General features: G+C 44.1%; 24 protein-coding genes and 1 riboswitch. Of the genes, 10 read left to right on the forward strand and 14 right to left on the reverse strand.

Annotation, left to right across the window (positions count from 1 at the left end):
- Positions 1-52 precede the first annotated feature (52 nt).
- The 4 genes from TW81_RS08890 to TW81_RS08905 form a co-directional block, all read right to left on the reverse strand.
- Positions 53-565, reverse strand: coding sequence for a YchJ family protein (locus TW81_RS08890; RefSeq protein WP_045955359.1), 513 nt, complete (start codon positions 563-565; stop codon positions 53-55).
- A gap of 11 nt (positions 566-576) precedes the next feature.
- A complete protein-coding gene (locus tag TW81_RS08895) occupies positions 577-1794 on the reverse strand; it encodes an EAL and HDOD domain-containing protein (protein ID WP_045955360.1) in 1218 nt (405 codons plus the stop codon).
- Between the two features lie 80 nt (positions 1795-1874).
- Positions 1875-2603 carry a UDP-2,3-diacylglucosamine diphosphatase gene (gene lpxH / locus TW81_RS08900; protein WP_045955361.1) on the reverse strand — a complete coding sequence of 243 codons (729 nt, stop codon included), beginning with the start codon at positions 2601-2603 and terminating at the stop codon, positions 1875-1877.
- A gap of 44 nt (positions 2604-2647) precedes the next feature.
- On the reverse strand, positions 2648-3142 hold the full coding sequence (locus TW81_RS08905) for a peptidylprolyl isomerase (RefSeq protein ID WP_045955362.1): 495 nt from the start codon (positions 3140-3142) through the stop codon (positions 2648-2650).
- A gap of 203 nt (positions 3143-3345) precedes the next feature.
- On the opposite strand from TW81_RS08905, the gene cysS reads away from it, so the two are divergent.
- A complete protein-coding gene (gene cysS / locus TW81_RS08910; RefSeq protein WP_045955363.1) occupies positions 3346-4728 on the forward strand; it encodes a cysteine--tRNA ligase in 1383 nt (460 codons plus the stop codon).
- Positions 4729-4794: 66 nt separating this feature from the next.
- Entirely contained in the window at positions 4795-5373 is a 579-nt protein-coding gene (locus TW81_RS08915; protein WP_045955364.1) for a thymidine kinase, read from the forward strand.
- A gap of 94 nt (positions 5374-5467) precedes the next feature.
- On the opposite strand, the gene infA is transcribed toward TW81_RS08915, so the two are convergent.
- From infA to aat, 3 genes are all read right to left on the reverse strand, one after another.
- The gene (gene infA / locus TW81_RS08920; RefSeq protein ID WP_001040192.1) at positions 5468-5686 is read right to left on the reverse strand and encodes a translation initiation factor IF-1; all 219 of its coding nucleotides are present in this window, start codon (positions 5684-5686) and stop codon (positions 5468-5470) included.
- Positions 5687-5766: 80 nt separating this feature from the next.
- A complete protein-coding gene (locus TW81_RS08925) occupies positions 5767-6465 on the reverse strand; it encodes an arginyltransferase (protein ID WP_045955365.1) in 699 nt (232 codons plus the stop codon).
- Positions 6455-7183, reverse strand: a complete 729-nt coding sequence (gene aat, locus TW81_RS08930) for a leucyl/phenylalanyl-tRNA--protein transferase (protein ID WP_045955366.1) — start codon at positions 7181-7183, stop codon at positions 6455-6457. The genes TW81_RS08925 and aat overlap by 11 nt, the downstream gene beginning before the upstream one ends.
- Positions 7184-7477: 294 nt before the next feature.
- On the opposite strand from aat, the gene aroA reads away from it, so the two are divergent.
- A complete protein-coding gene (gene aroA / locus TW81_RS08935) occupies positions 7478-8758 on the forward strand; it encodes a 3-phosphoshikimate 1-carboxyvinyltransferase (RefSeq protein WP_045955367.1) in 1281 nt (426 codons plus the stop codon).
- Positions 8759-8845: 87 nt separating this feature from the next.
- Here aroA and TW81_RS08940 read toward each other — a convergent pair whose 3' ends face one another.
- Positions 8846-9094 carry a YciN family protein gene (locus TW81_RS08940; RefSeq protein WP_045955368.1) on the reverse strand — a complete coding sequence of 83 codons (249 nt, stop codon included), beginning with the start codon at positions 9092-9094 and terminating at the stop codon, positions 8846-8848.
- A 407-nt stretch (positions 9095-9501) separates the two neighbouring features.
- Between TW81_RS08940 and topA the strand changes: the two genes are divergently transcribed.
- The 5 genes from topA (at position 9502) to TW81_RS08965 (ending at position 16636) form a co-directional block, all read left to right on the forward strand.
- A complete protein-coding gene (topA, locus tag TW81_RS08945; RefSeq protein WP_045955369.1) occupies positions 9502-12135 on the forward strand; it encodes a type I DNA topoisomerase in 2634 nt (877 codons plus the stop codon).
- Positions 12136-12415: 280 nt separating this feature from the next.
- Complete coding sequence (locus tag TW81_RS08950) at positions 12416-12694, forward strand: hypothetical protein (protein WP_045955370.1); 279 nt, start codon at positions 12416-12418, stop codon at positions 12692-12694.
- A gap of 313 nt (positions 12695-13007) precedes the next feature.
- Entirely contained in the window at positions 13008-14225 is a 1218-nt protein-coding gene (gene glgC, locus TW81_RS08955) for a glucose-1-phosphate adenylyltransferase (RefSeq protein WP_045955371.1), read from the forward strand.
- The gene (gene glgA, locus TW81_RS08960) at positions 14215-15672 is read left to right on the forward strand and encodes a glycogen synthase GlgA (RefSeq protein WP_045955372.1); all 1458 of its coding nucleotides are present in this window, start codon (positions 14215-14217) and stop codon (positions 15670-15672) included. Before glgC ends, glgA begins: the two co-directional genes overlap by 11 nt.
- Positions 15673-15832: 160 nt before the next feature.
- Positions 15833-16636, forward strand: coding sequence for an alpha/beta fold hydrolase (locus TW81_RS08965; RefSeq protein ID WP_045955373.1), 804 nt, complete (start codon positions 15833-15835; stop codon positions 16634-16636).
- Positions 16637-16668: 32 nt separating this feature from the next.
- Here the strand turns inward: TW81_RS08965 and TW81_RS08970 are convergent, their stop codons facing one another.
- The 5 genes from TW81_RS08970 to torD form a co-directional block, all read right to left on the reverse strand.
- Positions 16669-16974 carry a putative signal transducing protein gene (locus TW81_RS08970; RefSeq protein WP_045955374.1) on the reverse strand — a complete coding sequence of 102 codons (306 nt, stop codon included), beginning with the start codon at positions 16972-16974 and terminating at the stop codon, positions 16669-16671.
- Positions 16974-17666, reverse strand: a complete 693-nt coding sequence (locus TW81_RS08975; RefSeq protein WP_045955375.1) for a TVP38/TMEM64 family protein — start codon at positions 17664-17666, stop codon at positions 16974-16976. Before TW81_RS08975 ends, TW81_RS08970 begins: the two co-directional genes overlap by 1 nt.
- A 132-nt stretch (positions 17667-17798) precedes the next feature.
- Complete coding sequence (locus TW81_RS08980) at positions 17799-18389, reverse strand: TfoX/Sxy family DNA transformation protein (RefSeq protein WP_045955376.1); 591 nt, start codon at positions 18387-18389, stop codon at positions 17799-17801.
- Positions 18390-18522: 133 nt separating this feature from the next.
- A riboswitch (cyclic di-GMP riboswitch) is annotated at positions 18523-18609 on the reverse strand.
- Between the two features lie 144 nt (positions 18610-18753).
- Complete coding sequence (gene purR, locus TW81_RS08985; protein WP_045955377.1) at positions 18754-19761, reverse strand: HTH-type transcriptional repressor PurR; 1008 nt, start codon at positions 19759-19761, stop codon at positions 18754-18756.
- A 212-nt stretch (positions 19762-19973) separates the two neighbouring features.
- Complete coding sequence (gene torD / locus TW81_RS08990; protein WP_045955378.1) at positions 19974-20621, reverse strand: molecular chaperone TorD; 648 nt, start codon at positions 20619-20621, stop codon at positions 19974-19976.
- Between the two features lie 237 nt (positions 20622-20858).
- On the opposite strand from torD, the gene torR reads away from it, so the two are divergent.
- Positions 20859-21572 (forward strand): two-component system response regulator TorR, encoded by a 714-nt coding sequence (gene torR / locus TW81_RS08995; protein ID WP_045955379.1) that lies wholly within the window; start codon positions 20859-20861, stop codon positions 21570-21572.
- A gap of 52 nt (positions 21573-21624) precedes the next feature.
- Here torR and elyC read toward each other — a convergent pair whose 3' ends face one another.
- Complete coding sequence (elyC, locus tag TW81_RS09000; protein WP_045955380.1) at positions 21625-22428, reverse strand: envelope biogenesis factor ElyC; 804 nt, start codon at positions 22426-22428, stop codon at positions 21625-21627.
- A 114-nt stretch (positions 22429-22542) separates the two neighbouring features.
- Here elyC and cmoM point away from each other — a divergent pair, with 114 nt between their 5' ends.
- Positions 22543-23334 (forward strand): tRNA uridine 5-oxyacetic acid(34) methyltransferase CmoM, encoded by a 792-nt coding sequence (gene cmoM / locus TW81_RS09005; RefSeq protein ID WP_045955381.1) that lies wholly within the window; start codon positions 22543-22545, stop codon positions 23332-23334.
- The last annotated feature ends 2 nt before the right edge of the window (positions 23335-23336 follow it).

Genomic DNA, 23336 nt, shown 5'->3' on the forward strand with positions numbered 1-23336 from the left:
GTTTAGCGCGTTATGAATTGAAAAAGGCAGGATTGATTCCTGCCTTTACTGTTTAGCCACAACACTTTTTGTATTTCTTACCACTGCCACAGATACATGGGTCATTACGGCCAACTTTTATTTGGCTGACTGACTGGTTCAATCTTGGGTCGATGATGGCATCCTTGTCATCATCTGATTGGGGAAAAATACCGTCAATGTAGTACCAGAGCTGGTGTTCTCGTAAAAATCGAGAACGCTCTTCTAAGCAGTATTGCTCACCATCTTGCTTGAAATAAGCTTTGAAAGTGACAAAGCCCTCATCTTGGTTATTACCATTTTCAGTACTGATGACTTCCAGTCCGCACCAGTCACTACCGATCGATTGTGCGATCGCTTCACGCTCATTTTCTGCGTGGCAGCTTGGGTGATAAGTGTTGACGACGTAATCGACCAATCCTTTCACATGTGCGCTGTAGCGAGAACGCATCAATTGTTCAGGCGTATTAGCGAGTGAGTGATTGTTATGGATAGGTTCGCAACATTGGTTGTAATCCTTAAGGCTGCCACAAGGACACAAATTCATAAAAACTCCGCTTATTCATGCTGTACATTGAGAAGGTCTGCCGTCCATTTCACCGAAGCGTTATAACACTGACTTAATACGCTTTCATCCACGCCGATTGATTGACAGTAGCGGCGCACATCTTCCCACTGAGCTTGCTCATAGGCTTTGGTTAACAATAAAATTTCGCCTAGCACACCCTCGTTTTTGGTGATAGCAAGTTTAATTGACTCATCAACTGATATTTCCGCAACGACCTGTTCTAAAGAGCGATCCAATAAGCTATCAAGCAAAGAGAAGATGCCGGTTAAAAACGCTTGTCCTGGCTCCAACTTAGTCTTTATTTGTGATGCGATAAGTTCACAATAACGTGCTCTTTGAATCGACAACCCATATAGATAATCGGGCTTTCTTTCTTGGCTGGAAGCAAGTGAGACTAAAGAGATAAACTTTCTCAACTTTTCTTCTCCCAAGTACACGAGCGCTTGTTTGAAAGATTGGATTTTGCTTTTAACGATCACTGATGAATTGACCAGCGTCAGCAGTTTGTACGACAGGGTAACATCTTTGCTGATTAAAGATTCGATTGCAGCATAATCCATCTCTGGTTTGGAGATTTCAGTAAGTAGCTGCACGACTGTCATAAATGAAGGTGCGATTGATTTTCGCGTAATCATTTCTGGTTTGCTAAAAAAATAACCTTGGAAATAGTCAAAGCCTGCACGCTTAGCTTGCTCAAACTCTTGGTAGGTTTCAACTTTTTCGGCGAGAAACTTAATTTTGGTTCCTGACAGGCGCAGAATAAAATTGCGCGCTTTTTCTATTGGTACCTGCCTGATGTCAAATTTAATCAAAGCGATATACGGGAGAAATGCTTTCCATTCTTTGCTCGGGATAAAATCATCAAGTGCGATTTTATAGCCAGCAGAAGACATATCCTTAACGGCGGAGAAAAGTTCTGGCGTAGGAGGGCAATCTTCTAAAATTTCAACCACTAAGTTATCTGATGGAAACAGCGTCGGAACTCTATTGATTAGGCTTTGGTAAGGGAAGTTAACAAAGCCTAACTTGTCACCGAGTGTTTCGTAGTGGGTCGAAAGAAAATGATCGGACAACAAACGGCTGGTTGCTTGTTCAGGATCGATCTCTGGAAAAGTGTTGTTTGGACCATCTCTGAACAGAAGCTCATAGCCAACGGTGTGTTTGTCTTGATCAAGTATGGGTTGTCTAGCTATATATGAGTAAGTCAAGGGAGATACCACGTTCCATGTAAATTTGACAAAAATAGTCTCTAATAAGAGTGGACTAAACAGCGCGAAAAAGAAGTGATTTAGCTTGCAAAAGGTCGCTGCTGTAGTTCAAAACCATCTTTATCATAAACCAAGACAGAGCCTTGAGAGTACCAGTCCCCTAATACAATCCTAGTATAGTCGGTCTCTTTTACGGGAAAGTGATGAACATTGGGTCTATGTGTATGCCCGTGGATCATAAGATCCACATGATGCTTCAACATCACTTGCTCAACTTCATCTTGGGTGACATCCATGATATCGAGTGATTTTGATTGCTTGTCAGTTCGAATGTCAGATTGGACTTTGCGGACAATTTTTTTCTTGATAAACATTGGGATACGATTAAATATCCACTGTAGCCAAGGTTGTTGCACTTTAGCGCGATATTCAAGGTATTTTACATCCTTGGTGCAAAGTGTATCCCCATGCAGAACGACAGCTTTACGTCCATAAAGATCGATAACCGTTTCATCTCCGAGCAACTGAACGCCGGTTTGTTTACTGAACCGTTTGCCGACTAAGAAATCGCGATTACCCTGAGTAAAGAAACAAGGCACCCCTTTATCAGTCAGCATCTTAAATTCTGCGCGTATTGACAGTGCGAAGTCCGAGCAATCGTCATCACCAATCCAAAACTCGAACAGATCTCCGAGTACGTAAAGTGCCTCAGCATGAATCGCTTCTTCACGCATAAATTGCACAAAACATTGAGTGATCTCAGGTGTCGTAGCAGATAAATGTAAATCAGATATAAAAAGTGTGGTCATAGTAAAATAGCAAGAGAGCGCTGAACGCGCTCTCTTTAATTTGATTATTCTTCGATTGTTGCGCCAGTGATTAGTACGTCTTCTAATGGAACATCCTGATGCATGCCGTAAGAACCTGTGCTAACGCCTTTGATCTTGTTGACGATGTCCATGCCTTCAACCACTTCACCGAATACACAGTAACCCCAACCATCTAGACTTTCACTACGGAAATCTAGGAAAGTGTTGTTGTTAACGTTGATGAAGAACTGCGAGCTTGCTGAATGCGGTTCCATTGTACGCGCCATCGCTAGTGTGCCAACTTTGTTGCTCAGACCGTTGTTTGCTTCGTTTTTGATTGGCGCACGAGTGGGCTTTTCTTTCAGGCCAGATTCCATGCCACCACCTTGAATCATGAAACCATCGATAACACGGTGGAATAGTGTGTTGTCGTAGAAACCATCACGGCAGTACTGTAGGAAGTTTGCACTTGTTTCAGGTGCTTTTTCTTCGTTTAGTTGAATTTTGATGTCACCAAAATTTGTGTGAAGGGTGATCATGATTTTTTCCTTTAGCTGTGTTTATTGCTTTGAGAGCCAGATTCTAACGTAACTTTTCGGACATTAATACGCGAAAAGTGAGGGTTGAGACCTGAGTATAGGTGTTTATGATGGCTTTTTGCGCGTTTCAGGGATTACCTAAGCGAACGTGACTTGATATACTGAGCAACTATTTTGTTTCACCTAAATATTAGAAAGAGATCATGCTAAAGATATATAACACACTCACAAGACAGAAAGAGGAATTCAAACCAATCAATGCCGGTAAAGTCGGTATGTATGTCTGTGGGGTAACCATCTATGATCTCTGTCATATCGGCCACGGCCGTACTTTCGTTTCGTTTGATGTGGTTTCTCGTTACCTACGTTATTTAGGCTATGACCTAACGTTTGTCCGTAATATCACCGACATTGACGACAAGATCATCAAACGTGCGAATGAAAATGGCGAAAGCTGTGATTCATTAACTGAACGCCTAATTGGTGAGATGCATGCAGACTTTGATGCGCTTAATATGAAGCGACCAGACATTGAACCACGAGCAACGGAATTCATCACTGAGATCATCGCGTTAGTTGAAAAACTGATCGAACGTGGCTTTGCGTATGTGGCCAGCAACGGCGATGTGATGTTTGAAGTTGGCAAGTTTGATGAATACGGCAAGCTATCTAAACAAGATTTAGACCAATTACAGGCCGGTGCGCGCGTTGATATTGACTCAGCCAAGCGCAGTCCGCTCGATTTTGTGCTGTGGAAAATGTCGAAGCTAGGTGAACCTACATGGGAATCTCCATGGGGCCCAGGTCGCCCGGGCTGGCACATAGAATGTTCAGCAATGAACTCATCAATTTTAGGTAACCATTTCGATATTCACGGTGGTGGCTCTGATCTTCAGTTCCCGCACCATGAGAATGAAATTGCTCAGTCTTGCTGTGCACATGGCACTCAGTACGTTAATACTTGGATGCACAGTGGTATGGTGATGGTTGACAAAGAAAAGATGTCTAAATCTCTGGGTAACTTCTTTACCATCCGTGATGTTCTTGGCCATTTTGATGCAGAAACCGTGCGTTATTTCTTAATGTCGGGCCATTACCGCAGTCAGTTGAACTACAGCGAAGAAAACCTCAATCAAGCGCGTGCTTCGTTAGAGCGTTTGTACACGTCACTCCGTGGTCTTGACCTATCGATTCCAGCCGCAGGTGGTGAAGAGTACGTGAAGCGCTTTGCTGAGGCGATGAACGATGATTTCAATACGCCAGAGGCTTACTCAGTGTTGTTTGATATGGCGCGCGAAATTAACCGTGTCAAAACGGAAGATGTTGCAGCGGCAAGTGCGCTAGGTTCTCTCATGCGTGAGCTTGCGGATGTCATCGGTATTCTTCACCAAGATCCAGAAGCTTTCCTTAAGGGGGATGCAGGAAACGATGATGAAGTGGCTGAAATTGAAGCACTGATTAAACTGCGTAATGACTCACGCGCGGCGAAAGATTGGGCAAATGCTGATATGGCACGTGATAAGTTGACAGAAATGGGCATCGTTCTGGAAGATGGCCCTGAAGGGACAACTTGGCGTCGCAAATAACTATCAAGGGCTGTATTCGCAGCCCTTTTTTCTACGCTTTTATTATATTTTTATAGGAATCAATCTGTGGCACAGATGTACTTCTATTACTCTGCAATGAATGCAGGTAAATCAACGACGCTTCTTCAGTCTTCTTTTAACTATCAAGAGCGTGGAATGACGCCCGTTATTTTCACCGCTGCATTAGATGACCGCTACGGTGTCGGAAAAGTGAGCTCACGTATCGGACTTCAGTCTGATGCGCATCTTTTTAATGGTGAGACCAACTTGTTCCAAGAGGTGGCTGCATTAAACGAAGATGAGAAACGTCATTGTATCCTGGTTGATGAATGCCAATTCTTGACCAAAGAGCAGGTTTATCAGCTTACTGAAGTGGTCGATAAGCTCCACATTCCCGTTCTTTGCTACGGTTTGAGAACCGATTTCCTTGGTGAATTGTTTGAAGGCAGCAAGTATCTGCTCTCTTGGGCAGATAAGTTAGTTGAGCTAAAAACGATTTGTCATTGTGGCCGTAAGGCGAACATGGTTATTCGTACTGACGAACATGGTGTCGCGATTGCCGAAGGCGATCAAGTGGCGATTGGTGGCAATGACCGTTACGTTTCTGTGTGCCGAGAGCATTATAAAGAAGCGCTAGGCAAATAGCCTGAGATGACATTAAGCAACAAAAAAGCGAAGCACTAGGCTTCGCTTTTTTGTTTGTATTCGACTAATTCTGATTGCACTAAGCAGTCTGAGATTAACGAGCACGGAAGACGATGCGACCTTTAGACAGATCGTATGGAGTCATCTCTACAGTTACTTTGTCACCAGTAAGGATACGGATGTAGTTCTTACGCATTTTACCAGAGATGTGAGCAGTAACTACGTGGCCGTTTTCTAGCTCAACACGAAACATTGTGTTTGGTAGAGTATCAAGGACAGTGCCTTGCATCTCAATTACGTCTTCTTTAGCCATTTAATCCTCTTTTAAAAATGGACGATTTCAATCGGCGCATAATGCCGATAAAAATGAATTAAGTAAAGTTGGGGCGTATTCTACCCTTGCCAACGCTGATTTACTAGCCTTTGATGACGCTGAAATCTGACTTTATAGTTCATTGCAGGACATTCATCGATCTGATAACCGAGGTAAAGCCACTGTTTGCCTTGCTCTTGGCAATATTGGATCTGAAATAATACCGCTAAGGTCCCGAGAGATAAGGCGTAATCAGGATCAAAATAGGTATAGAACGCACTCGCACTGTTGGAGAGAATATCGGTGACCGCGACAGCAATTAGCTTGTCATCGTCGTAAATATGCAAGAACTGAGTGTTGAGCCAAGCGCATTGTGAAAATTGCGCGAACTCGTTTTCTTTGGGTGGGTACATGGTGCCATTGCTGTGGCGCGCTTCAATGTAGCGAGAATAAAGCTCAAACCAATGATCATCCATTTGTTCTTTGAGTCGCCAAGTAAAGGCTTTCCCTTTGCCAAGCAGCCTTTTCTGGTTACGCGATAGTGTGAAATCAGGAATAGAAACGCGAATGGCTTGGCAGGCGCTGCAATGGTCACAATGAGGCTTGTATATCGTATCGCCACTGCGTCGAAATCCGTTGGCAAGCAATACTTCGTAGCTTGAGCCACAATGCATTGTAGGATCCAGTGCGACGGCAACCCGTTCTTGTCTGTCGGCAAGATAACTGCATGGGTGGCTATCAGTTAGACCTATGCGGATTTGCTGCAATTCAGAGCTCATACTCTCCCCAAATGTCACTGTTTATACCCTGTTGAGAAAAACAACCGCTACGCAGTGGTTTATTGTTAAAGGATAGCAGTTTTTGCATAAAATCTTCACGCTCAAGTTCGATCGCACCCAGAGAGGCCAAATGTGGATTCAGCACCTGACAATCAATGAGTTGACCACCATGCATTGCAAAATGGCGGCAAAAGTACCACAGAGCAATCTTAGAAGCGTTGGTTTCTAAACTAAACATCGACTCACCGCAAAAAACTTGGCCGATGGCTAGGCCGTAGAAGCCACCAATCAACGACCCGTCACGCCAAACCTCCACTGAATGGCAATGTTGCTGCTTTGCTAACTGCTTATAGGCAGCGCGCATCTCTTCATTTAACCAAGTGTCGTCTTCACGGCGAGTCGATGCGCAATAGTCAATCACCCTATCTGTCGCTCGATTAATACACACTTGGTATTGGTGTTTGCGCTGAAATTTTTTGAGACTTTTTGCTGGTTGAAAGGCCTTAGGAACAAATACAGCTCTCGGTGAAGGACTCCACCATAGAATCGGCTCTCCTGGGCCATACCATGGGAAAATTCCATGTTGATAAGCAAGGAGTAGCCTGTCAGTAGAGAGATCCCCACCAAAAGCGAGCAAGCCATTTGGGTCGGCTAATGCATCAAAAGTGGATGGAAACCACAATTGGTTGGAATCAAGTTCGGTGAGATAAATCGCCATGAATTCAGTGAAGGAAAAATGAAGATGTTACTGTCGATCATATTGGTTTTTACGTTATTTGCCAATCCAGCTTAGTAAAGAAATAGCGTTCGCATTCGTTATTTTGATGATGGAGTAGGCGCTGATAAAACATATTAATGGGCATTGATACGACGTGAACGGAGGAGATAATTATTCAGTTTTAATCGTGATTTGGGTCTGGTTTTAGCAGGGGAATTTAGATAGTCTGCAAGTACGAAGAATTTTTCATCATCCTGTATAGGACTATAGGGTGAGAAAGGAATATCAATTTTAATGGAAAGCCTTACGTTACAACCTATCAATAAAGTCAATGGTGAGGTCAACTTACCTGGTTCAAAAAGTGTTTCTAACCGAGCATTGCTACTGGCAGCATTGGCTAGTGGAACAACGCGATTAACCAATTTACTCGACAGTGACGATATTCGTCACATGCTTAATGCTCTGACGCAACTAGGCGTCACATTTACGCTGTCTGAAGATAAAACGGTATGTGAAGTGGAAGGCTTAGGTAAGCCGTTTAATGCACCTCAAACATTAGAGCTTTTTCTTGGTAACGCAGGTACTGCGATGCGCCCGTTGGCTGCGGCGCTCTGTTTGGGTGGTGGTGAGTACATACTTACTGGTGAGCCAAGAATGAAAGAGCGTCCAATCGGGCATTTGGTCAATGCACTGCGCCAAGCTGGAGCGCAAATTGAGTACCTTGAAAATGAAAATTACCCGCCGCTCAAAATACTCGGCACAGGACTAAAAGGCGGAACGGTAGAAATTGATGGCTCTATTTCTAGTCAATTCTTAACCGCATTTTTAATGTCTGCTCCTCTGGCTGAAGATGATGTCACGATCAAAATTATCGGTGATTTAGTTTCCAAACCTTACATAGATATTACGCTGCATATTATGGCTCAATTTGGTGTTGAGGTTGAGAATAACGACTACCAAACATTTGTGATTCGCAAAGGCCAATCTTACGTTGCTCCTGGGGATTTTCTTGTTGAAGGTGATGCTTCCTCGGCGTCGTATTTCTTGGCTGCCGCTGCAATCAAAGGTGGCGAAATAAAAGTCACAGGTATCGGTAAAAAGAGTATCCAAGGCGACATTCAATTTGCCGATGCACTGGAAAAAATGGGTGCTGAAATTGAATGGGGCGATGACTATGTGATTTCTCGTGTTGGTCAGTTAAAAGCCGTCGACATGGATTTCAACCATATACCGGACGCGGCAATGACCATTGCAACAACGGCACTTTTCGCCGAAGGTACAACGGCTATTCGCAACGTGTATAACTGGCGAGTAAAGGAGACGGATCGTTTAGCGGCAATGGCAACAGAATTACGTAAAGTGGGAGCCGAAGTGGAAGAGGGTGAAGATTACATTATAGTGACACCACCTGCGAAACTGACACACGCTGCCATCGACACGTACGATGACCATCGTATGGCGATGTGTTTCTCTCTGGTTGCCTTGAGCGACACGCCAGTTACGATTAATGACCCTAAATGTACATCGAAAACCTTCCCTGATTATTTCGATAAACTTGAAGGATTGAGTGCCTAGCTGTACAACGCTGCGCTTTGCAGATACCTGTTAATAAAACAAAGGGTTGGTAAATTATACCAACCCTTTTTTGCGTCACTTTGTGCTTTAATTCTCTAACGTAAACTCTTTCGACAAATGATGTGCTAAATACTTAAACATGTTAAAAACGGCGGTCGTTTGTGCTGTTGGTAAACCGTTATCATCTAGAAAGTAATTTCCTTTAAATACCAGCACGTCATCTTTCTCTTCGACGCTGTCTGCACGCATTCCTTCAATGTAATCGGCGTGCTCTTGAATTATATGATTGGCGATCATTAATAACTCAAATTGAGAAATAATCTTTTTGTCACTCATGGCAATACCTTATTGAGTTGAGCATATTAATAAAAAACTGATGCTTGGAATTTTAGAGGGTTCATCCATAAATTCAATTGCGATAGATCAATCGCATCTTGGCTGTCGTGGGATTAAGCGCAAAGGTTTTGTGACTAGCAACAAAAAATTAGCGCCGTGCGTTGGCACGTGAGAGGTTGAGGCGTTTAGTATGTGGCGAATTTGAACTTGACCCAACGAGCAAAACGCTCGCCGTATAAAAACAAGTGCTAACGTTGAGAACATCGCTGAATTGTCGAGCAGTCAAGATAGAAAATAAAAAAAGATATTGATCTTCTTGTAATCTCGCTCAATAGTAAAAAAAGAAGCAAAGTATTAAGTATGTCGTGCGATAATTTCGCACTCGATAAAGGACACTTGAGTCAATTATGGGTAAGTCACTGGTTATTGTGGAATCGCCAGCCAAAGCGAAGACCATCAATAAATATTTAGGTAAGGACTTTATTGTAAAGTCCAGCGTAGGTCACGTCCGTGATCTGCCGACAGCTGGTCAAAGCACAGGCCAGAAAGCTGCTGCGGTATCAACCAAGGGCTTAAGTGCTGAAGAAAAAGCACGGATTAAAAAAGAAAAAGACCGCAAGTCACTGATCAAAAAGATGGGCATTGATCCATACCATGGTTGGGAAGCGAATTATCAAATTCTGCCAGGCAAAGAAAAAGTTGTGGCGGAACTACAAAAGCTCGCTAAAGACGCAGACAGCGTTTACCTAGCAACCGATTTGGACCGCGAAGGAGAAGCCATCGCTTGGCACCTTCGTGAGATCATCGGTGGCGATGAAGAGCGATACAAACGCGTTGTCTTTAACGAAATTACTAAAAATGCGATTCAACAGGCGTTCGAAAAGCCTGGCGAACTGAGTATGCCTGGTGTAAATGCCCAGCAAGCGCGTCGTTTTATGGATCGTGTTGTTGGCTTTATGGTGTCACCGCTATTGTGGAAGAAGGTCGCACGTGGCTTGTCTGCAGGGCGCGTACAGTCTGTAGCAGTAAAACTATTAGTTGAGCGTGAGCGTGAAATTAAAGCGTTTGTTCCGGAAGAGTTCTGGGATATCCACGCAGATACTAAGACTCAAGATAAAACCGATTTCCGCCTGCAAGTCGCGCAAAAAGAAGGCGTTGCGTTCAAGCCAGTCAATGAAGCAGAAACGCAAGCGGCAATGTCAGTGCTGGAAAATGCGCGTTACGAAGTATGCAAGCGTGAAGATCGCCCAACCTCGAGCAAGCCTTCGGCGCCTTTTATTACCTCGACATTGCAACAAGCTGCAAGTACGCGTTTAGGTTATGGTGTTAAGAAGACCATGATGCTTGCCCAGCGTCTCTACGAGGCGGGTTACATCACTTATATGCGTACCGACTCGACAAACTTAAGTTCAGAAGCGGTAGAAACAGTACGCGGTTTCATTGAGAGTGAATTCGGTGACGCTTACCTACCTAGCAAGCCTAATGTTTACGGTAGCAAGCAAGGCGCTCAAGAGGCGCACGAAGCGATTCGTCCTTCAGATGTTGCAGTGAAAGCTGACGATCTAAATGGTATGGAAGCAGACGCGCACAAACTGTACTCACTCATTTGGAACCAATTTGTCGCGTGTCAAATGACACCAGCCAAATATGATTCGACGACAGTCAGTGTTAAAGCCGCTGACTACACACTAAAAGCCAAAGGTCGCATCCTAAAATTTGACGGTTGGACGCGTGTTCAGCGCCCATTGGGTAAGAACGAAGACCAAATTCTGCCAGCCGTTCAAGTGGGTGACAGCATAGAGCTTGTTAAGCTCGATCCTAAACAGCACTTCACTAAGCCACCTGCGCGCTTCACAGAGGCAGCATTGGTTAAAGAGTTGGAGAAGCGAGGTATTGGCCGTCCTTCAACCTATGCTTCTATCATTTCAACCATTCAAGATCGTGGCTATGTGAAAGTTGAGCAGCGCCGCTTCTATGCCGAGAAAATGGGTGAAATTGTTACCGACCGTTTAGATGGTAGTTTCGACGAGTTGATGAACTACGAGTTCACTTCACGCATGGAAGAGAAGCTTGACCAGATTGCTGAAGGTGAAGCAAATTGGAAAGGTGTACTGGATGATTTCTTTAATGATTTCACTGGCGATCTAGCCAAAGCTGAGCTTGATGAAGAAGAAGGCGGTATGAAACCCAATCATATCGTTTACACAGATATTGAATGTCCTACCTGTTCGCGCCCTATGGGGATTCGTACTGCATCTACAGGTGTCTTCTTGGGTTGCTCTGGATACGCTTTGCCACCAAAAGAGCGTTGTAAGACAACGATCAACTTAGGTGATGAAGACGGCATTATCAATGTGTTGGAAGAAGACGTTGAAACCGCAGCTCTACGCGCGAAAAAACGTTGTCCAATCTGTGAAACCGCAATGGACGCTTACTTGATTGACGATAAGCGCAAGCTTCACGTATGTGGTAACAATCCGAACTGTGAAGGTTATGTGGTTGAACATGGCGAATTCAAAGTAAAAGGTTATGACGGCCCAGTAGTCGAGTGTGACAAGTGTGGCAGTGATATGGTGCTTAAGAATGGTCGCTTTGGCAAATACATGGACTGTACCAGTGAAGAGTGTAAAAACACGCGTAAGATTCTGAAAAATGGTGAAGTGGCTCCCCCTAAGGAAGATCCAGTTCACCTGCCAGAGTTACCATGTGAGAACTCAGACGCGTACTTCGTACTTAGAGATGGCGCCTCTGGTCTGTTTTTGGCCGCCAGTACCTTCCCTAAATCACGTGAGACGCGTGCTCCTTTAGTGGAAGAGTTGGTGCGCTTTAAAGAGCGTCTGTCACCTAAATTCCATTATTTGACTGAAGCGCCTGACAAAGATCCAGATGGTTTGCCGATGGTGGTACGTTTTAGCCGTAAATCGAAAGAGAACTACGTGCGTTCTGAAGTTGATGGTAAGCCTACGGGTTACACGGCGCTTTATGTTGACGGTAAATGGGAAATTACCGACAAGCGTAAACAGCCAGCAAAGAAAAAGTAACCGTATAAAATGAACAAAAAGCAGCCTCCACCAGGCTGCTTTTTTTATGAGCCGAATGGTCAACTGTTTTCATTTTGGTGAGACTTACCTACAAATCTTGGCTGAATCAAACGTTGAGTTTGAAGATTATAATTGGCATTTTTGACAATATAGTAAGTAGCTTCTATTGCTTTAGATGGCCCACAGGAAGGACATCATGAAACAGAGAATCAAGCTACTGACCGTTTTAGCTCTTGTCAGTGCGACTTTTCTATTCGCTGCTCATAGTTTTGCCAAGTAAATGATCGACGAAGTGGTTGAAGAGTTGCTGTGGAAGTATGCTCAAATTTCTGCTCTCGATCTGACTGAAAATCTATCAATAGGCGTAACATTAATTCAACCAAGTCTTTCTATGCCGCAGGCGGCGCTTGCAGATAGCTCTTTATATCTCGCTAAATCTTCGTCTAAGAACGCTATTTATATTCATGATCTATGTGAAAATGCAGGACAAATTAGTCAACCTGATGGTGTGAAGTATTTAGCCAGTGCTCGTACCTGTTTGCGAGTTGAGTCACGTTAATGTAGAGGTATTGTTATCGACATGTGTATTTCAGATGGGAATCTGTGAGCTATCGCAGGAGGTGCAAAAGTAATAAGTGTGAGGTCGATGGTACAGGATATTTTAAATTGTAATCTTGCTGAAATACGATAAGTTATAATACATCGTTTGCACATCGTAAGGTGGCGGTTAGCGACCATTACAACAGGTGTGGGCAAAGATATTTTGCTGCCAGTTGTGCTGAATAGGAATAGTGCAACTATAAAAAATTTTGATAGGTCCTCCCCCAATATACGGACTTATCACACACAATAAATAAAATGGAGATATTTAAATGGCTGGTGTTTTGGGAATGATCCTCGCTGGTGGAGAAGGGTCACGCCTTCGTCCTCTTACAGAGTCTCGTAGTAAACCCTCGGTTCCTTTTGGCGGTAGTTATCGCCTGATTGATTTTGCTCTAAACAACTTCGTTAATGCTGATTTGATGCGTATCTACGTACTGACTCAGTTTAAGTCTCAATCTCTATTTCACCACTTGAAAAAAGGTTGGAATATCAGTGGTATCACTGATCGTTTTATCGATCCTATCCCTGCACAAATGCGCCGCGGTAAACGTTGGTACGAAGGTACCGCGGATGCGATTTTTCAGAACTTAAGTTTCATGCAGTTGGCAGAACCTGATCAAGTCTGTATTTTCGGTTCTGACCATATCTACAAAATGGACATCAAACAAATGCTTGATTTTCACGTAGAAAAGCAAGCAGCTCTGACAGTGTCAGCATTAAGAATGCCACTCTCAGAAGCGTCTGAATTTGGTGTGATTGAAGTCGACAGTGAAGGGCGAATGATTGGCTTTGAAGAAAAACCAGCCAACCCCAAATCGATTCCTGGCGATCCTGAATACGCACTTGTCTCTATGGGCAACTACGTGTTTGAAGCGAAGGATCTGTTTGCAGAACTGATTGAAGATGCTGAAGATGAAGAGTCTTCGCACGATTTTGGTAAAGATATCATTCCTAAGATGTTCCCACGCGGAAATGTGTATGTTTATGATTTCAGTACTAACCGCATCACCGGGGAGAAAGAAGAAGTCTACTGGCGTGATGTAGGTACCATCGACGCATACTGGCAGGCACATATGGATCTGTTAGAGAAAGATGCACCATTCTCTCTCTATAACCGTAAATGGCCATTACATACCTATTACCCACCGTTGCCACCGGCGACATTCACTGATTCAGACAACGGCCGTGTGCAAATCATCAATAGCTTGGTTTGTAGTGGTAGCTATGTTCGTGGCTCACGTATCGAGAAGTCTGTACTGGGTTTCCGCAGCAATGTCGCTTCTGCGTGTGACATTAGTGAGAGTATCTTCCTTGGCGATGTTAAAATCGGTGAAGGTTGTGTCCTAAGACGTGTCATCGTCGATAAAGGTGTTGATATCGCACCTGGTACCCAAATTGGTGTCAATTTGTCTGAAGATAAGAAGCACTACCACGTTTCGGAAAGTGGCATCGTTGTCATTTCCAAAGGAGCGCGAATTGGCTACTAAGAATTTATCTATTCTATTTGTAGCTTCAGAAGTTGAAGGGTTAATCAAAAGTGGTGGCTTGGCAGATGTTGCCAAGGCACTGCCTGAAGCGCTTCTTGAACTCCAACAGGATGTTCGTATTACCTTACCTGCTTATCGAAACATGGCAGGTATTGATCAAGCAAAGGTTGTTCTTGAAACCCAGCTTGAGCATTGGCCGCATACTGAGTACCAAGTTAAAGCGTTGGAAATCGTCGGCGTACCTGTTTATGCCGTTGACTGTCCAAAGTATTTCGATCGACCAGAAATGTACGCCGAGAACAATCAGGCTTATCAAGATAATGGTGAACGATTCGCGTTTTTTAGCGCCGCTTGCCTTGATATGTTACCCAAGCTTGGCTTTCAACCAGACATAGTGCATGCGAATGATTGGCACACAGGTTTCGTACCGTATTTGCTCAAGCATCGCTATCATTCAGACGACTTCTTCGCTCAGACTAAGAGTGTTTTGTCAGTGCATAACGCTGTGTTTAAAGGCGTATTTAGCTACGATGAGCTGCAATCTTTACCTGAGATGCATACACGTTATGCGCCTGACGCGGCGGTCAGCGCAACTCACGTGACTATGCTCAGAGCTGGCGTGATGAATGCGGATAAAATCAATGCTGTGAGCCCCACTTATGCTGATGAGCTAAAGACAGAGCTTGGTAGCCATGGTATGGCGCAAGACTTTCAACATCGTTCTTCAGATCTGGTTGGGATTCTAAATGGCTGTGACTACTCGGCATGGGATCCGCAAAACGATCCCTATTTGCCAGCGAATTACAAAGCGAGTCGCCAAAGCCTTGTACGCGGTAAAAAGGCGTGTAAACGAGAGCTACAAAAACGCGTTGGGCTAGGTGAGCAAGATGTTGCCGTTTACGGCATGGTGTGTCGCTTGACCCATCAAAAAGGGGTTCACTACCTACTGCCGATACTGAGTGATTTTCTGAAACACCAAGTTCAAGTGGTTATCGTTGGTACAGGTGACCCGGTGTTAGCTTCACAGCTTAAAGAGATTGCTGCGCTGTATGGCGACAAATTTGCCTTCATTGAAGCATACGACAACGAACTGGCGCATTTAGTCGAGGCCGGGGCGGACTTTTTCGTTATGCCGTCTGAATTTGAGCCGTGTGGCTTAAATCAAATTTACAGCATGGCCTATGGCACACTGCCTATTGTTCGTGGTGTTGGTGGCTTGAAAGATAGTGTCAATGATTATGATGTTGACACTAGCGACGCCACAGGATTTGTTTTTTACGAACCCGAGCCGATAGCACTACTCAATGTTTTGCAACGCTCTTTACTACTTTATGCTCAGGAACCTAATGAAGTGAAACGTGTCCAGCTACATGCTATGGAGCAAAACTTCTGTTGGAACAAGTCTGCACAAGAGTATATCGAGTTATATCACAGTGCATTGAGTTGAAAAATGACTCTGTTTTAAGGCGCCGTTATGGCGCCTTTTTTGATAGTTGCTTACACTTTTAGTACTATCACTCGGTAAGATTTGACGCAAACTGACGTAATAACCACGATGTTTATGATAATCTCCGTAACCCGATTGGCCTCTTAAGTAAGTTTTATATATGAGTGACGCTTTGCTATTCCACAAAACATTTTCCCATCCAACCAGTGATGAATGGGTAGTCTTTGTGCATGGCGCAGGGGGAAGTTCGTCGATTTGGTTTAAGCAGATAAAAGCTTACAAACAGCATTTCAACTTGCTACTTATTGATTTGAGAGGTCATGGCAAGTCAAATCAACTGATCAAAGAATTGATTGCTAACCGATATACTTTTCAAGCGGTGACAATGGATATTCTCAAGGTGCTTGATCACCTCAAGATTCGCTCCGCGCATTTTGTCGGTATGTCTCTGGGAACCATTATTGTACGCAATTTAGCAGAACTCGCGACTGATAGAGTCAAGTCTATGGTGTTAGGTGGCGCGGTGACGCGTTTTAACATCCGTTCACAAATACTCGTCAAGTTAGGCGGTTTGTGTAAGCACATTATCCCTTACATGTGGCTGTATAGCCTTTTTGCTTACATTGTGATGCCACAACGTACTCAGAGAGAGTCCCGCCATTTGTTCATCCGCGAAGCCAAAAACCTGTGTCAAAAAGAATTTAAACGTTGGTTCATCTTAACGGCTGAAGTCAACCCGCTGATGAAATACTTTAAAGACAAAGAACTGCCAATTCCGACTCTTTACCTGATGGGGGAGAGGGATTATATGTTCATTCAGCCAGTCAAAGAGATGGTTGCGGCGCATCAGAAAAGCAAGCTACTGGAAATTGCCAATTGTGGCCATGTTTGCAACGTTGAACGCCCTGAAGAATTCAACTACCACTCCATTTCATTTATCCAGCAGCAGATAGAGCAGCGTTAGTCATAGAGCAAGCATCCGCTCGATTTCCCTGCTCAAGGAGCACTCTCGCCGCATTGCCAACATACACCAAATTGTGCTTCGTTGGTCTCACCACATTGCGTGCAGCACCAGGGGGTACCGGACGAGGCGCAGTTAAATTGCTCGATGACCGCATGGGCCTGTTCAACTTGGCCACTATCTAGTAGCCAAATAAAGGGCTCGCTGCTTTCACCTAAGGGCACTTCCCCCTGTAGACCAAATATCCCTTCCCCACGGACTTCACATGATATGCGCTGAGACTTTAGCAGTTCGCAAACAATGTGTGCCTCGGCTGGGTTGGAAGCTGAGTAAATTCTCATCACACGTTTCCATTTGATGCAGATGGAGAAGTTCTAATCTTCGCGATAAGCCATTTTGTTATGACGGGAAACAAACCAAGAATCGCAAACGAGGCCAAAACAGTTGGCGAGACAATGCCGGACAAGCTATCTATTTGCGCAAGTTGAGTACCCGCATTGAGATACACGGCTGTACCGGGCAACATACCCAATTGACTGACGAGATAAAAACGCAGCGTTGTGACGGGGGTTAGTCCCATGAGTAAGTTAATGAGAAAAAATGGGAATACAGGGATAAGGCGTAACGAGAACAGATAGAATGCGCCGTCTTTTTCCATTCCTTGATTGATGGCGCTTAGTTTTCCGCCAAACTTGCTTTGCACCCAATTCCTTAACAGGTATCGGCTGCTAAGAAACGCTAAAGTAGCGCCTATGGTGCTCGCAAATGAAACGAGTATAAGACTGGTCCAGAAACCGAATAAAGCTGCGCCCAACAAGGTCACAACAACCGCTCCGGGAACTGAAAACGCTGTAATGGCGACGTAGGCAATAAAATAGCTGGCTGCAGCAAGTACAAAATTTTCAGAGATAAACGTGGCGAACTCGGCTTGCTGCGCTTTGGCGTTCTCTAGCGTCAGGTATTGGCTGAAGTTAACAGCCAGTAGAACAATTAATGCGACAAAGAGTATGCCTAGGATAATTTTTTTATTCATAGTGGGTGGCCTCGTCCTAAATTTTGGCTAGAGATCGTTTGATTAGTGTTAATAGATAGGACAGGTAAAGCAAGTGCCAAATTTCAAACAAAAAAGTCAGCGCAATGGCTGACTTTTTAGACAAATCTATAACTAATTAATTTGAGTTAACAGTTCTTGTCGACGACTTTGGGGTATTACAGACCAGTGAGTGCCGTTGATCGCTCCCTCTAGAGCCCAGAGCAGTTCGATGTTGACATCGGCTGAGTGAGTCGACTGGATAGCTTTAAACGCGTTAACTGCGCCTACTTCTTCGAGGTTCTCAACGGAATCTATGCCTGCTTTCTTAAGCATTCTTTCAGTCGCGAGCCTCAAGTTAGGTAAGTCTTTCAAGCGATTCGGTTTCGCCAGTGACTGGTTTTGCTTTTCTTTGTTAGCTGCACTCAACGCTATACGAGCGATTTCGAGGGTTTTGCTACTATCTGCTGCCCAATCTTCGCTGAGAGCGAAATACTTAGTAACGACAGGAAATCCGCGTTTTTTGTATACGTACGGCTCGAGTCCATGAGATTTGAACTGGTTTGCGAGAGTCGCATCAGCTCTTACGTGAAGCTTATCGTTAACCACAAGTGCGAACATAGTGTCATCGGCAAAAATGCCAAATCCACCAAACATTGAGCGAGACTTTATGTAGCCTAGCTGCTCAAATAAACGCATTGAGTCCTTTAGTATTGGTTTATCCATGCTGTGTATTCTCGGTGTATAAGTATACGCCACCAATTCAGGTCCGAGAGATTAGCAAAATAATGCAGAAACTGTGTCAGTATGGTGTCATACCATTGCAAGTATCACCAGTATGACATATTGCATCTTCGCCATCGGCAACCCCGCTACCAGACAATTTATTGTTTAAGGCCGGAGGCTTTGCGTCCCACCCTTTCGGAGTGGTTTGCCCTGTTCGTGGCATTAGTCGAACAGTTAAAGAATAAATAAAATCTGCGCAGAACATCACATTTGAATGGGGTAAATGTGATGTTGGTTCAATAAATAGCAATTGCTTATACGCTTAGTCAATATATGAACTACCAACTAAGCGTATTGCAAACCACTACTTTTTCAGGTTTCGAACGGTATTACGTTCAACAATCTCAGGGTGCATTTCAAACACACGTTTTTCGTGTTCTTTATCTTTAATACGCTCTAGAAGAATTTCAAATGCGTTCTTGCCAACACGTCTTTTGGGCTGGTGTACTGTCGTTAAAGGTGGTGAGAAGTATTCCGCAAGTTCAATATTGTCGTAACCAATCACAGACATATCTTGTGGGATCTGAATACCTTTTTGTTGCAATCGGCTCATGAGCCCTAGTGCCATTGTGTCATTAAAACAGAACACGGCAGTAGGTTTATTGTCCATAGCGACTATCTTATCGGCCGCCAAAACAGCGGTGTCACACTCGAAGTTGCCTTCTAAAATCCAGTCTTCATTAACGGGTAAGTCTGCTTCTGCCATCGCACGTTTGAAGCCACGGATACGCTCTACGCAAGCGGCTTTTTCAAAATGACCACTTAGGCAAGCAATATCTGTATGACCACGTTCGATCAAGTATTTAGTCGCCAGATAACCACCTTCTTCAGAATTGTCGATGATCTTATCTGCTTGAGAGCTTTCAGGACCCCAATCCATGACCACTTTCGGAATGTCTTTGTGACGATCGAGCATCTCACTCAGTTCTTCTGTTAAGTCTGAGCACATGACAAGGATGCCGTCGACACGCTTTTCCGCCAGCATGCGAATGTAGTCGCGTTGCTTCTCATAAATACCACCCGTATTACACAAGATGAGCGTGTAGCCCTGGCGATAGCAGTAACTCTCTACACCATCAATGACCTCAGAGAAAAACAGGTTTGTCGATTGCGTTACCAACATACCGATAGTTCGTGTGGTATTACACTTTAAGCTACGCGCCACGGCACTAGGTGCATAGTTAAGTTCAGTGACCGCTTCCATCACCTTTTCTTGTGTCGCTTCGGCAACAAAACGGGTTTTGTTGATTACGTGAGATACTGTGGTTGTTGATACACCTGCTAGGCGAGCAACGTCTTTTATAGTGGCCATAAGTTCTGTCCTGTCGATGACTGCCACGTGCATATATTCACAGTTTAGAATATGTTGGCAGAAAGTATCAGAAACACAAAAACCGCTTTATTTAGCGGTTTGTATTTGAATCGTTCATTTTTATCGTTTGCGGTCACGATTTTAGACCGCAATCTGACTAAGGGCAAACAAATTTCATCACTCAGACCTGTGCCAGCTCACATTGTCAGCTTCTATTCACCAACCAAATAGGTGCAGTCCAATTCCAAAAATGCCACCGTCAGTGAAGCAATTGCTGAGTAAAAGCCAAATTCATCAAGTGCTTGGCATTTAGCAGCGAATTTTGGGGTCCAGCTTAAGATATGCTGACGAATGAAACTTTCTTGCTCTAACAGCGCTTCCTCAATATGACGTTGTTGCTCGAGTTCATTGGAGCGAATAATTAAATTGCCAAGAAAATCGAGCTCAATGGCAAGGTGATCTGCCGGTTCGTTGAGCTGTTCGTCGACAGAAACACCGTGCTCAAGCATCACGGCTTCCATCTCTTGCGCTGGCGTGTCATTAAGTAGGCCAGAACCACCTATGTACATTGAAGCGTAAGGAAGCGCGGAATCACGGTCGGATTTCAAAAATAGGTCGCAGAAGTCGGCCGCCAATTCAAGCTGGGCATCTTCTCTATCGAGCAAACGGTTGAGGGCGTCAGTTACTCGGTCGATGGCTGGCTTAAGCTGGGCGTTTTCGCCAAGTCCAGCAATAAAGGTACGGATTTGTTGTGATTGATACTGTTCGAGGTGTTGTTCGGTTAGCTCATTCGCGTAAAGGCTTGAAAGCCACCAATAAATTTCCGCGCGCTTCTCGTTGAATGCTTTGATTTCTTGCATTAGGTCGGACTCCTAAAAATACTTCCTACTAGTGTAATCAATAAACATGAATAACGTTAATGGTGACTATGACAAGATAAGGCGATTTATGTGCGTTTATTAACAGCAACAATGGGTTTGTCTTGAATCAATAAAAAATCATCTTTCGCCGGATGCCGCAGATAATTACTAGATATGTGACTATTTATGAATAGAATGAATGTTAGAACTGTTGCCAACGTAAATTGAGTGGTATCCATGAGTTATCATGTATTAGTAGTAGAAGATGACCTAGTGATTCGTAGCAAGCTGGTCGGCTACTTTCAGAATGAAGGCTATCAAGTCAGCGAAGCAGAAAGTGGCGAACAGATGCGTGACATGCTAGAAAACAATGCGATTGATTTGGTTATGTTAGACATTAACCTACCCGGTGAAGATGGGTTGATGTTAACGCGTGAACTGCGCAGTCAATCTGACATTGGAATCATCTTGGTCACCGGACGCACGGATAGCATCGACAAAATTGTTGGCTTGGAAATGGGCGCAGATGACTATGTCACTAAGCCGTTCGAATTGAGAGAACTGTTAGTTCGAGTCAAAAACTTGTTGTGGCGGATATCGACGGCAAGGCGAGGATCTCAGTCCCAAGCGAAGACAAAACAAGATGACAATATTGTCCGATTTGGCGATTGGACATTTGATGCTCAACGTCGAGCTCTGAGCCGAAATGGCGATCCAGTTAAACTGACCAAAGCGGAATATGAGCTGCTAGTTGCACTTTCGTCATATCCTAATCAGGTGCTGAGTCGCGAGCGTATCTTAAACATGATTAGCCACCGTGTTGACGCACCTAATGATCGCACCATTGATGTACTGATTCGACGCATGCGTGCCAAAATGGAATACGATCCGAAGAATCCACAAATTTTTGTCACTGTCCATGGTGAAGGCTATATGTTTGCTGGAGATTAACTTAGCCTGCTAAATACGCATAAAAAATACCGAGGCGTGCCTCGGTATTTTTTTAAACGTTGCTTTCAGACGATTGAAGCGCTTTTTCTTCATAGTCAGAAGCCCAGTCCCTTAGCTTCTGCCAGATTTGGCCTAATGTTTCATGCCAATAGCGTTCGGTCTGTTCCAAATACTTACCTTTCGGTGTGAACTTTTCCCATGCTTCGCTGATGTTTTCATGAGCTAGATAGTTAGTTGGTGCCGGATAAGGCTGCAAACCAGCAGAGTGAAACTCATTCAGCGCACGTTTCATATGACTGGCGGAAGTGACCACAACAAGCTTTTTAGTGTTAACAAACGCTGCTGCCTGACGCGCTTCTTCCCATGTGTCTTTGGCGGTTTCCAACAGAATAATGTCCGATTTAGACACGCCTAATGCCAGTGCGACTTTAGCCATCATACGGGCGTTGCTCACTTCAGAGCCGCCAGAGTAACCCGATAAAATCAATTTCGACCCCGGATAAATACGCATGATACGGATACCTTCAGTCAGGCGCATTAAACCAGAGCGACTGAGCTCTGATGTAGGGGGGATTTTATCATCAACGACATGGCCGCTACCGAGCACCATCACATAGTCTATTGATTGATCAATAGGGAAAAACGCCGAGTATTGGCGTTCGAGCGGCATCAACAAACGAGAGGAAATAGGTTGAAAAGCGATAAGGAAGATGCCGATGAAAGAGAATAGAACAACAAAGCAGCCTGTCTTCTGTTTACGGGTAAACATGATTAACATTAAGCCGAACAAACCGATGATCAACATCGCTGGCAGCGGCATTAGTAAAGAAGACACAACTTTTTTCAGCTCAAACATACTTAAATAGTCCGAAAAAACATCAATTGATTATATTTTAAGAGAAAGCCTCTTTATTCCTGCTTTTCTTATGACAGAATAGCAGCACGATTAGACATGATAACCTAAGCTGCTGTGACTGAAGACCGCAATTTCGACGATATTGCCCACAAATTTGCAAAAAATATATATGGTTCTGACAAAGGAGAGATTCGCCAAGTCATTGTTTGGGAAGATCTTCAGCAGATACTAAATACTGTTAAAGGGCCGAAACAGCAACTCAATGTGCTAGATGCAGGTGGCGGTTTGGCACAAATGTCGCAAAAGCTTGCCAAGCTCGGACATCATGTCGCGTTATGTGATCTATCTTCTGAAATGCTGTTGTTGGCTGAGCAGGATATTGCAAAAAATGGCTTGCTTGAGCAGTATCGCTTCATTCATTCACCAGTCCAATCGATCGAACAGCACCTAGCATCCCCCGTTGACCTAGTGTTGTTTCACGCGGTCATGGAATGGTTGGCGGATCCGAAATCGGCGTTAGAAAAAGTTTTACAGCAAGTGAAGCCCGGTGGTATGGCATCTGTCATGTTTTATAATCATCATGGTCTGGTCTACAAGAATGTCGTATGTGGCAATATTCCTCACGTATTAGATGGAATGCCACATCGCAAACGATTTAAGTTACAACCACAAAAAGGCTTAAAACCTGAAGAAGTGTACCAGTGGATCGAAAACGCTGGCTTTTCAATTTGTGGTAAATCGGGTATTCGCTGCTTTAGCGACTACATAGGAAATATGGAGTACATGGGCGATTACCAGTATGAAGATGTGTTGGCACTAGAAAGACAATTGTGCAGACAAGAGCCATACCTCTCGTTAGGTCGATACATACATGTATGGGCACAAAAGAAAGATAAGCAGGACTAACA

The sequence above is a fragment of the Vibrio galatheae genome, from assembly GCF_000967545.1.
Classification (GTDB): Bacteria; Pseudomonadota; Gammaproteobacteria; order Enterobacterales; family Vibrionaceae; genus Vibrio; species Vibrio galatheae.